Source organism: Enterococcus wangshanyuanii (assembly GCF_002197645.1).
Classification (GTDB): Bacteria; Bacillota; Bacilli; order Lactobacillales; family Enterococcaceae; genus Enterococcus_L; species Enterococcus_L wangshanyuanii.
Map to the genome: position 1 here is coordinate 3,212,787 of NZ_CP021874.1, position 12,025 is coordinate 3,224,811.

General features: G+C 37.3%; 8 protein-coding genes. 6 read left to right on the forward strand and 2 right to left on the reverse strand.

Annotated features, from left to right (window positions below; translation table 11 throughout):
* Positions 1-39: 39 nt before the first annotated feature.
* A complete protein-coding gene (locus CC204_RS15990) occupies positions 40-2,325 on the forward strand; it encodes a glycosyl hydrolase family 18 protein (RefSeq protein WP_088271074.1) in 2,286 nt (761 codons plus the stop codon).
* 56 nt (positions 2,326-2,381) lie between these two features.
* On the opposite strand, the gene CC204_RS15995 is transcribed toward CC204_RS15990, so the two are convergent.
* Together CC204_RS15995 and CC204_RS16000 are read right to left on the reverse strand one after the other, a co-directional pair.
* On the reverse strand, positions 2,382-2,984 hold the full coding sequence (locus tag CC204_RS15995) for a hypothetical protein (RefSeq protein ID WP_088271075.1): 603 nt from the start codon (positions 2,982-2,984) through the stop codon (positions 2,382-2,384).
* Positions 2,985-3,186: 202 nt separating this feature from the next.
* On the reverse strand, positions 3,187-3,978 hold the full coding sequence (locus tag CC204_RS16000) for a MurR/RpiR family transcriptional regulator (RefSeq protein WP_088271076.1): 792 nt from the start codon (positions 3,976-3,978) through the stop codon (positions 3,187-3,189).
* 164 nt (positions 3,979-4,142) lie between these two features.
* Here CC204_RS16000 and CC204_RS16005 point away from each other — a divergent pair, with 164 nt between their 5' ends.
* The 5 genes from CC204_RS16005 (at position 4,143) to CC204_RS16025 (ending at position 11,808) form a co-directional block, all read left to right on the forward strand.
* On the forward strand, positions 4,143-5,591 hold the full coding sequence (locus tag CC204_RS16005; RefSeq protein WP_088271077.1) for a glycoside hydrolase family 1 protein: 1,449 nt from the start codon (positions 4,143-4,145) through the stop codon (positions 5,589-5,591).
* Between the two features lie 202 nt (positions 5,592-5,793).
* Positions 5,794-6,645 (forward strand): PRD domain-containing protein, encoded by an 852-nt coding sequence (locus CC204_RS16010; protein WP_088271078.1) that lies wholly within the window; start codon positions 5,794-5,796, stop codon positions 6,643-6,645.
* A 1-nt stretch (position 6,646) separates the two neighbouring features.
* Positions 6,647-8,503, forward strand: coding sequence for a beta-glucoside-specific PTS transporter subunit IIABC (locus CC204_RS16015; RefSeq protein ID WP_088271079.1), 1,857 nt, complete (start codon positions 6,647-6,649; stop codon positions 8,501-8,503).
* A 26-nt stretch (positions 8,504-8,529) separates the two neighbouring features.
* Entirely contained in the window at positions 8,530-9,951 is a 1,422-nt protein-coding gene (locus tag CC204_RS16020; protein WP_088271080.1) for a glycoside hydrolase family 1 protein, read from the forward strand.
* Between the two features lie 765 nt (positions 9,952-10,716).
* Positions 10,717-11,808, forward strand: a complete 1,092-nt coding sequence (locus CC204_RS16025) for a tyrosine-type recombinase/integrase (protein WP_088271081.1) — start codon at positions 10,717-10,719, stop codon at positions 11,806-11,808.
* Positions 11,809-12,025 lie beyond the last annotated feature (217 nt).

The window sequence follows — 12,025 nt, forward strand, 5'->3', positions numbered from 1 at the left end:
TATTACCAGGTATGAAAAACATTAAAAGAGGTGGAAAGTTTGAAAAAGGTGTTTAGAAAAAATGTAAACGTTTTATCGGTGCTTGTTCTTATTGCTTCTAGTTTGGTGTTATCTTTATCAGGAATTGCTTCAGCAAAGGTCGTACAAGCGGCAGAATCTCCCAAATATCGTAACGTCATGTATTATGGCGATTGGTCGATTTGGGGAGGCGAAGAGAATTTTTATCCCAAGGACATTCCAGCAGATCAACTGACTCATTTGAACTTTGCGTTTTTAGATTTTGATGGGAATGGAAATTTGAAATTTACTGATAAGGATGCTGCTGTTGGCGCACCTGTTGGTCAAGATGGCGTGCAATGGAATAGTGCAAGCTCGGGAATTTTGAATGCTATACAAGATGTTCGTGCAAAAAATCCGAACTTAAAAATCGGTGTATCGATTGGCGGTTGGTCTAAATCAGGAGACTTTTCTGATGTAGCAGCAAACCCAACGATTCGTGCAAATTTTGTAAATAATATTACCAATTTTATCAAATATACGAATATGGACTTTGTTGATTTGGACTGGGAGTATCCTGCTTCAGTTCGTGAACCGGATAAAGTAGATAATACAAATGACGAAGGAACGCCTCATGCGAAACCGGCAGACAAGCAAAATTTCATCACATTGTTACAGGATATTCGTACAGCGATCGATAAACAAGGAAAAGATTTAGGGAAAACCTATGAATTATCCGTTGCTTTACCAGCTGCTCAAAATACGCTAAAAAATGGGGTTGATGTAGCGCAATTATTCAATGTAGTCGATTTTGCAAATGTAATGACGTATGATATGAATGGTGCCTGGACGCCAAATAGTGCCCATCATACGGCTTTATACGGTAATCCGGCTGATCCTAATTATGCTAGTGGTTTTTCTGTAGACCAAACAGTAAAATATCTTCAGACAAATGGTGCTCCTTCAAGCAAAATCGTTATCGGAGCAGCCTTTTATACACGCGGCTGGAATAAAGTAGCAGCGGGAACTGATGTACAGCATCCTGGGTTGTTCCAAGCAGCAGAAAAAAATAATAAAGATGCAGATTTATCACCAACGTATGGGGCAAATAATAAAAACCCATTAAAATCTGGTGACGGTGGACGCGCTGGGGGTGTTTGGCCATATCGAAACATTGCTGATTTGAAAGTTAAATCTCCAGACCTGAAAGAATACTGGGATGATGTCGCTAAAGCGCCGTATATGTATAGCCAAACAACCGGAGAATTTTATACCTACGATAATACTCGTTCTATTGGGTATAAAGCGGAGTATGTTAAAAATAATCAGCTGGGTGGTGTGATTTCATGGATGCAATCACAAGATAAAACAACTGATACAACAAAACGTGATGAGCTGACAAAAGCAATCAAGGCAGGATTATTTGGCGCCACAGCATTACCTGCAAACAAAACCGTTTATGCTGATTTGAATGTCAAAGCAACGATTGCGCCGTATAGTGAAAATGGTGTTGGTTACGAAATAACGATCAAAAACAATGAAAGCGCAGGAGAAACAGGCGATGTGTTAACTGCTGTGGAAGCGGCATTTGAAACAGTAAAATTACCTAAACTGTATATTCCAGTCAATACCGCAGAAACGTTGACTGCTGGCGACTATAAAGCTGGGACAGTGACAACCGCCAATGGTTTTGTAGTCGTTGATCTATCTTCTGTTTATGATGCACAGCAAATACCGCAAGGTGCTAGTTACACATTCCGATTAAAATCAAGTGCAGCGACAACGGATGTAAATCGCATCAGCAGTATTGAGTTATCACAACGAATTGCTAAAAATGGTGCGGAATTAAGTCGCCAAACCATTTACGGTGGCGGCGGAGTGATTCCAGATCCGTCAGATACAACACCGCCAACTGTTCCGGGAAATCTTACAGCTGGAACGATCACAGAGACAGCTGCAACATTGACATGGACAGCATCCACAGATAATGTGAAATTGGCAGGGTATAAAATTTATCGTGATGGTGTATTAGTCGGAACAGTTTCTGATACAACGTATACTGATACAACACTAAAAGCAAATACAACCTACTCATATACGGTCAAAGCTTACGATGCTGCTGGAAATCTCTCAGCAGATAGTAATGCAGTTAGCGTGAAAACCAAAGAAAGTACGACGCCTCCAGTATCGAATACCTGGGATACATCAAAAGCATATAATGGTGGAGAAATCGTGACATATCAAGGAAAGACTTACAAAGCAAAATGGTGGACACAAGGAAATGTTCCTGGGACAGAAGAATGGGGACCTTGGGAATTGATTGGATAAAATAAAAAGCATGCTAAAACGGATTGTTCGTTTTAGCATGCTTTTTTTATTATTGTTTATTCAGGTGGAGTATCTAGATAACCATGGATAAAATCAGTGTATTTTTCTACAATTTTTTGTCCTTTTTCCATCAGTACATAGATTCCCGGATCGATCATATTTGTAATATAATCTTTAGAAAACTCTTTTTTTATTTTGGTGATAGCTTGCTTCTTGTCTGAACAGATTGTTAAGCCATTTTCCTCCAGCACATCATTTAGTTGAGTCAGTGACCAAAATTCAAGAACAGAGGGCTCATTCAAAATATCTAGATAGTCCGAAAATAGTAATTGATTGGTTGTCTCCGCAGGATCGATCCCAAAGTCCATTTCAAAAAAATCTGGAAAATCAGTAAACGTAGAATCCTTCTCGTTGACCCAATCCAGTAGTAAGACCTCACCAGGCAACAACCCATCTTCATTACGGATCATATGTTCTTTAGGAACAATTTTAGCGGACCCATTTGCAATTTCCTCCAACCATGCATCTACATCACGATCAGCAGACATTACTGGAAATTCTGGATATGTTTCATAAATGGCAGCGATTCTAGCCGCTTCTTTGTCTAAATCAATTGTTTCCTTCGGTGTTTCACGTTTAAAAAAATCAAATAAAGCCATAGGTCCTCCTTAATTTAAAAGCGGAACAAATCGTCCAATCCTGTAGAAAATTAGGAAATTACCATTGAGACGCTTTTTGTCTCACTGGTAATTTGTCTATTTTCCTAAGGATTGATTTGTGCAGCTGGATAACATAAATAATCAACACTTTCATACGAAAGTCTTGTACTGTTCAACATTCCTTCTCATCATTCACTGTCTTTCACTGATACAAACTAGCATACCGCCGAACCAGATAATCCAAGTAAAACATCAAAGGATAATTCCCGATCCGTACATAGTTTGTTGTGGTCACATTAACAGATAAATCAAATAAATAGGTCAATGTATTTTGTGTATGTTGTGTTAAGAGAATCGATTTTGCTGGACTATCACTGATTCTTCTCATAAGATCACTGCTTTTATTTAGCAAAGAGCCGTAAGAAGAAATCACGATCACGACAGAAGTTTCTTTTAGGTCTGCAACAAGTGACTGTTGTGTTTCTTCTGTTTCGCCTACAAAGACCAGCTTTTGACTAAGTAAAAACGAAGTTTGTAATTCTTTGGCTAACTCTAGCGTTGAGCTATAGCCGATCAACACAACTTCTTCGGCTTGTTGAATATCTTCTAAAATGTGATCGACTTCCTCGATATCTATTGTTTGAAGAACATCATTGATTGCTGTATTTATTTCTTTTCCATAAGAAATCAGATACTCTTTAGGATCATTTTTTAGATCGATCAACTCTTGTTCTTTCATTCTTAGTCCGTTATGCTTTTTCATCATGCTCAATGATGCTAGGGAGTCACGTAATACAGCAAAATTGGTAATACCAAAATGACGGCAAAACCGTGTCAATGTTGCTGGTGAAACGAAGCAGCGTTCAGCGATTTCAGTGATCGTCAATGTTTGGATTTCTTTTGAATGGTTCAGTAGATAGATGATGATTCGGGCATAGGTTGTATCACGTTTATTTGTATTTAAAAAATGCAGGAAATCAAGTAGATCGAGCATCAACGAAAACTCCTTTTCTATAACTCATTTTCACGATCATGAAAATGAATCGAAATAATGAAAATAGCCAGTGCAACAAAAAAATAATTTTGTCTGTTCTCATGCTAAGATAGGTTTGTTACAACTATTATACACTAAATCAATGACCGAGAGGATGGGAACGAATGAGCGGATTTCCACAGAATTTTTTATGGGGCGGTGCGACAGCGGCCAATCAATTTGAAGGTGCATTTTTAGAAGATGGTAAAGGGTGGTCAACAGCAGATACTGCCCGTTATGTAAAAGAAAATGGTATTAGTATGTCGGAGTTGCTGAAACCAACAACTAAAGCGGATGTTGAGTTTGCGATGAATGACAAAGATGGGATTTATCCTAAAAGACATGGGATCGACTTTTATCATAAATATAAAGAAGACATCGCATTATTTGCTGAAATGGGCTTTAAGACCTTTCGTTTATCGATTTCATGGCCACGGATTTTTCCGAATGGCGATGAGGCAGAACCGAATGAAGCGGGCTTAGTATTTTATGACGCGGTTTTTGATGAATGCTTGCGTTATGGGATCGAGCCGCTTGTTACGATTTCTCACTATGAATTTCCTTTAGGTTTAGCCTTCAAGCAAAATGGCTGGGAGAGTCGTGAAACGATTGCCGATTTTGAACGTTATGCCCGTGTTTTATTTAATCGTTATAAAGACAAAGTAAAATACTGGTTGACTTTTAATGAAATCAACATTATCGGAATGACGGGTTATCTAAGTGGCGGAATCTTAGCTGACGGACATGAAAACTTATTACAGGCTCAATATCAAGCAGCACATCATCAATTTATTGCGAGTGCTCTAGCAGTCAAAGCGTGTCATGAACTCATACCAGATGCAAAAATCGGGTGTATGTTAGCAAGAATGGAAGCTTATCCTGAAACATGTAATCCTTTGGATGTTATGGAAAGTATCGATAGCGACCACAATAATCTATTTTATTCTGATGTTCAAATTCGCGGTTATTATCCAAGTTATATGAATAAATTTTTCCGTGATCACAACATTACGATCGAAAAAGAAGCAAAGGATGATGACATTCTTAGAGAAGGAACCGTTGATTTTATGTCTTTTAGTTACTATATGAGCAGCATTGCTTCTCACGAAAAGAATGGAGACACAACAGGTGGGAACCTATTAGGCTCCAAGAAAAATCCTTATTTAAAAGCAAGTGATTGGGGCTGGCAGATCGATCCAGTTGGATTGCGTGTGACGTTGCATAAACTTTATGACCGCTATCAAGTACCGTTATTCATTGTAGAAAATGGGTTGGGTGCAAAAGATGTTGTTGAAGCAGATGGTAGTATTCATGATAGCTATCGTATCGATTATTTAAGAAGTCATATCGAACAGATGGAACAAGCGATCGATGAAGGCGTTGATTTGATGGGCTACACGCCATGGGGCTGTATCGATTTAGTCAGTGCCAGTACGAGTGAAATGTCTAAACGTTATGGCTTTATCTATGTTGATTTAGATGATGAAGGAAAAGGATCGCTTGCTCGTTCAAGAAAAGATTCATTTTATTGGTACAAAAAAGTCATCGAAACAAATGGTGCAGATCTAGCTTAGTTAAACCAGACTCGAATTGATTCCATGAAAGCGTTGCAAATTCTATGAAGATGCATTATACTAGAGGCAAGAAAAAAAACTGATAATGACGAGGCAGTCATTTTATAGAGTATGTTACTGAATAATGCAGGCAGAACTCAAATTACCTAGGAATGTCCTTTCCCGGGTAATTTGAGTTTTTTTTCTGGAAAGGAGTAAGAAAGTGAAAGTAAGTCAAATTTTAAATAACAATGTTGCGATCGTAAGCAGAGGAGATAATGAGGTCATCGTTTATGCCAAAGGATTGGCATTTCGAAAAAAAGTTGGTCAAGTCATTCATGAAAATGAGATCGAGAAGACCTATGTCTTGGATTCTAATGATATGCTTGAGCATTTCAGCTATTTATTAGCCCACTCGGATGCTAGCCATATTACCCTAGTGAATCAAATCATTGCTTACGGAGAAGAAAAACTAAATGAAAAGTCAAATGATTATCTAAGTTTGACCTTACTGGATCACATTGAATTTGCATTGAAGCGTGCAGCCAAAGGACAATTTATTCGCAGCCCATTGACTTGGGAAGTAAAGAAATTTTATCCGCAGCATTTTGAGATCGGAATGTATGCTCTTGATTTGATCAATGAACAATTTCAAGTGGCATTTCCAGAAGATGAAGCCGTATCGATCGCCCTTCATTTCGTTAATTTGCAGGAGGATAAGAATAATTTGGACGAAACGATTCGTTCGATGGAAAGTTTAAGAGATATTCTATCGATCATTCAATATCATTTTCAGATCAAATTAGATGAAGGCTCGCTGAACTATATGAGACTAATGACGCATTTGCAATACTTTATTCAACGACTTCTTACGAAAAGCAATCATGAAGAAAGCGACACGATTTTAAATGAACAAATCAAATCATTATACAAAGAATCGTTTGAATGTGTGCAAAAAATCAGAGTCTATGTTCAACAAAAATATGCCTGTGATCTGACGATCGATGAAGAAACCTATCTTATGCTGCATATCCATCGCGTAACGCATCGGAGTCAAAGAGAGAGGACAGAATAAAATGAAGTATCAAACATTTAATGAAGACATTATCAGACTTGTAGGCGGAAAAGACAATATTCAAGCAGTCGTACATTGTATGACGCGTTTACGTTTTACTTTAAAAGATCGTTCGAAAGCTCAAACAGAGGAGCTAAAAAAGTTAGGTGGAGTAATCGATGTTGTATCGAACAACGTGGCTTATCAAATCATCATCGGCACTCATGTCAACGAAGTACATGCCGAGCTGATCAGTATGCTGGGATTATCCCCTGTTACAGATGACGAAAAAGGAACTGATGCCAAGAAAAATCCTTTAAAAGCTGTTATGGATCTTTTATCGGAGACAATGACTCCTGTGATCGAACCGATCATTGCATCGGGTTTATTAGCTGGTTTTCTATCATTGTTTTCAATCACAGGACTGATTTCAGCAGATAGCCCAACTTATCAATTGTTAGATTCGATCCGTTCTGCAGTATTTTTCTTTTTACCGATTTTTATCGCTATGTCTTGTGCAAAACGCTTGAAAGCGAGCCCTTACTTAGCTGTGGCATTAGCTGCAGTACTTGTTTCAAGTTCGATCAATGATGTGGCAGGGTTGAGTATTTTTGGAATCAAGTTACCACAAATGGTCTATGCGAACTCGTTTATCCCGATTATTTTAGCGGTTTGGTTTATGGGACGATTGACAGTTCTTTTAAATAAATATGTCCCTAAATTTTTACAATATTTTTTAAATCCTTTATTGATCATGGTGATCTGTTTACCTGTAACGCTGTTGATTTTTGGACCGATCGGGATTTGGATCGGTGATGGCATCGGCTGGTTCTTTGAAGTGTTGCACAATACTTTCGGCAGTTGGATCGTTGTGATGCTGTATGCCGCGTTACAACCATTTTTGATCATGCTGGGGGCAGGCAATTTCATGATGCCGCTTGCGTTGAATTTTGTAAATAAAATGGGCTATGATCCAATTTTCTTAGCAGCAGCTACGATCTCTGATATTGCTGTTTCTGGTGCTATGTTAGGTTATTTCTTAAGAGCTAAAGATGCTAAGCAAAAACAATTATTCGGAACAGTTAGTTTTAGTGCGTTGATGGGCGTGACAGAGCCAGCAATTTATGGCGCATTTATTAAGTTTAGAAGACCTTTTATCGCTGTCATGATCGGCGGTGGGTTAGGTGGTTTGTTTGCCGGACTGATGAAGGTAAAAACCTATTCGATCGTTTGGGGCTTGATGGGGCTGCCGTCATATGCGGATAATCAAGATATATCGAATTTAGTTTTCATGATCATTAGTGTCGTGATCGGTTTTGTGGGAGCTGCGATCGCTGCGTTTGTTTTAGGAATTCCGCAAGAAGAGAAGGGCACTGAAAAGACAACGGAAACAGAGGTTGCGACGGGAACAGTAACGAATCTAAAAAAAGTACCATTGGGGAATGTTGTTGAAGGTGAAGTTGTTCCTTTAGCAGAGATTAATGATCAAGCATTTTCTACTGGTGCATTAGGTAAAGGATTGGGGATCATTCCTGCAAATAATCAAATCGTAGCGCCGATCGATGGTGAGATTTCTGCTGTATTCCCAACAAAACACGCTATTGGACTTAAAACGCAAGAAGGAATAGAAGTCTTGATTCATATTGGGATCGATACTGTTGAGCTTGATGGTCAATATTTTGATACAATTGTGAAACAAGGTGACATTGTTAAGGCGGGACAATTATTAGCGACAGTTGATTTTTCTGGGATCAAAGATGCTGGTTATGATCCAACAGTTATTGTAGTGGTCACAAATACAGTAGAGTATTTAGATGTGATACCGACGGTTCAAGAGAATATGTTGGATGACGGAGCTTGTTTAACAGTTATTTTATAGATTTAATGAAGATGGGAAGTTTTTGAATGACGAAAAATGAATTTTTATGGGGCGGCAGTATCGCTGCTCATCAATGTGAAGGTGCTTGGGATCAGGACGGCAAGGGAATAGGGATCATGGATTTAGTTACCCAAGGGACTTATGAGAAACCACGTGAAATTTGTAAAACAATTGATCCAGACAAATTATATCCTTCGCATGAAGGGATCGATTTTTACCACAGATATAAAGAAGATATTGCACTACTTGCTGAAATGGGTTTTAAAGCACTGCGAATTTCGATCGATTGGTCAAGAATCTATCCTAAAGGGGATGAAGCAGAACCAAATCAATTAGGGATTCAGTTTTATCAAAATGTTGTGGATGAATTATTGAAGCATGATATTGAACCGATTGTGACATTGTATCATTTTGAAATGCCAGTTCATTTAGTGAGAGAATACGGCTCCTGGGTCAATCCTAAAGTGGTCGAGTTCTATTTGAACTATTGCCAAACGATGTTTGAGGCATTGAAAGGCAAAGTGCGTTATTGGGTAACTTTCAACGAGATGAATCACATTGATCCTCAGACTGAAGCTTCTGACATCTTTACCTATATTATTGCTGGTTTGAAGTATACTGAGATGGAAAATAAAAAACAAACGCTGGCGACGATCAGTTATAATATGACATTAGCGAGTGTGAAAGCAGTTAAAATCGCTCGTACGATCGATCCTGAAAATCAGGTAGGTTGTGTTTTTGGTCTAACTCCTGCTTATCCGTTGAATTGTGATCCGCAAAATGTGATGAATTCGTTTAAAGAAACAGATCGAGAGTTTTATCAAATTGATGCGATGTGCATGGGAAAATTTCCAGAGTATAAATTGAAGGAATATCAAGTCCAAGGAATTGAACTGATCGTTTCAGAAGAAGATGCATCAGCATTTGCTGAAGGCAAGCTTGATTTTATTGGACTGAATTATTACTCATCAAGTGTTGCACATTATGAAGGTGATGATGAAAACGAAGAAACCTTATTTGGTGGAACTCAAAATCCTTATTTACAGCAAAGTAAATGGGGATGGGCGATTGATCCGACAGGGTTGCGTTACTTATTGAATTATATTTATCGCCGCTACGGCTTACCAATCATCATTACTGAAAATGGCTTGGGGGCAGTGGATCAACTTGAAGCGGATGGGACGATCCAAGATGATTATCGAATCGAATATGTCCAAAAGCATTTAGAACAAATGGAAAAAGCGATCGTAGAAGACTATGTTGACTGTTTCGGTTATTTAATGTGGGGACCGATCGATCTAGTTAGTGCCACTACTGGAGAAATGAAGAAGCGCTACGGGTTTATCTACGTTGATAAAAATGATGACCAGACGGGTAGTTTGGCAAGAATAAAGAAAAAATCATTTACTTGGTATCAAGAATTGATTAAAGCTAAATCGACATTTTAGGATAAAGAATAAAAATAGACACTTTCACTGATTCAATCAGTAAAAGTGTCTATTTTTATCCAGTTGTATGTCGGTAGTATTTGTTTTTTTGTAAAAAATAAAATGGAAAGATAGTTAAGAATACGGTACCATAAAAATGACGACACATAAAAATTGGAAAGTATTAAAATTGCGTATTTATAAAATAGGGAGAGTGATAGAAAAAAATAGTTGGTATAAGCGAGTCTATAAAGTTATTGATATAGTTGTAAAAAAGATGGAATATACTCTAAACAAGGGGAGTAATTTAATTATCTGCTAAAGAATAGAAAAGACATGAAAAAGGGAAAGAATAATAAATTAAAGTAGGTGAGATTTTTAAAGTAAAAATTTCTTGTTCTTTGTAGGAACAAGAAATGGAAATTAAAATTTGATGAATAAAAAATGTTGGTTTTAGAAACAGCTTTATTCATTCAACACCTAGTATTGTACTATTTAAGTATAGATACTGTCAATAGGTATTGCTGTAATTGGTTTTATAAAAATAGTCTTGATCTTTTATGTTATTAAAAAAACGTTCATAATGTTATTCTGCGACTCATATAGAATAATGAAAATATGCATCTATTTGCATTTTGACGACTTATGAATGAAAAATTCTCCCCTGAAAAATTGGGAATGTGTATAGATAGCTTTAAGAATACCGCTAAATTAAGGTTTAGTTAATGTTTTTCAAAGCCGTCAAATGCGCCGTCACGAATTGGAAAATGAAAGAGGGATTTTAGAATGGCTAAAAGAGGGGAAAATATATATAAAAGAAAAGATGGACGCTGGGAAGGAAGATATATTAAAGAAAGAAAGGTCGATGGGAAAATCCGCTATGGATATATTTATTCTAGAAAATATGTAGATGTTAAAAAAAAGTTAATGCTCATAAAAGCTGAAACTTTAAAGTCTGATATCTTGCAAATCACATATGATGGTACATTAGGTGATTGGCTGAAGTTTTGGCTAGAAACTATTGTAAAGCCTAGGGTTAAACTAAGTACGTACAATGGCTATAAGAGCAAAGTACAATTACACATCTTACCCAAGTTAGGAACAATTCTTCTGCGAGAGTTGCTACCTGCTGATATTGATCAATGGTTATTACAACTAAATACACAACTTTCTTCGAGTTCTGTGCATGCTGTCCACAGAGTATTGAAAAATGCTCTAACTCAAGCTCTGAAACAGGAAATAATAAGTAAAAATCCAACACTCATGATTGAGTTGCCTAAGTTAGAAAAGCAAAGAGTCAAGGCTTTTTCAAAGCAACAACAGAAAATGATCAAAGCGGCAATAGTAAAAGAAGAAAGATACCTACCTATCCTTATTGCGCTAGAAACAGGAATGCGTATTGGTGAAATCAGTGCACTACAATGGACGGATATTAATTTTTCTGAAAAGACGATCCATATTCAACGAACGTTGCAACGTTTGCAAATTGGTGTAGGAAAAACGGCTTTAGTTGAAGGAACACCAAAAACTTTTCAATCAGAAAGGATTTTACCACTATCAAACCAACTGAAAGAATACTTAATAGAAGTGAAAAAGACATCACATAGTCCATATGTTGTTGGCATAAAAGATTCATGTACTGAACCAAGGACGATTACTTATCGCTTCAAAAAGTTACAAGAGGAACTTCAAATTACTCCTTTGCCATTCCATTCCTTGCGTCATACTTTTGCTACCCGGTGTTTGGAACTAGGAGTAAACATTGCTACGATAAGTTCAATACTTGGACATACCTCTACAAAAATGACTTTGGATGTCTATACGAGCTCATTTATGCAAGATGAGCGTAAAGCTATGGAAAAAATAGCAGCAATTTAATGAATAATAAATGTTGAGGACACCTCTAATCCAGGTACATTCTCAACATTTTTTTGTTCTAAGCGTTATTTTATACCCGTCAACTAAGCCGTCATGGATTGAATAAAGCACAAAGAGCAAGCTAAAAAAACTTCTTTCTTGTTCCTACAAAAAAGAAGAAATGAAAAACGAACTGGATACGTCCTGATCTATTTATGTTCTGTACTTTATTATATGG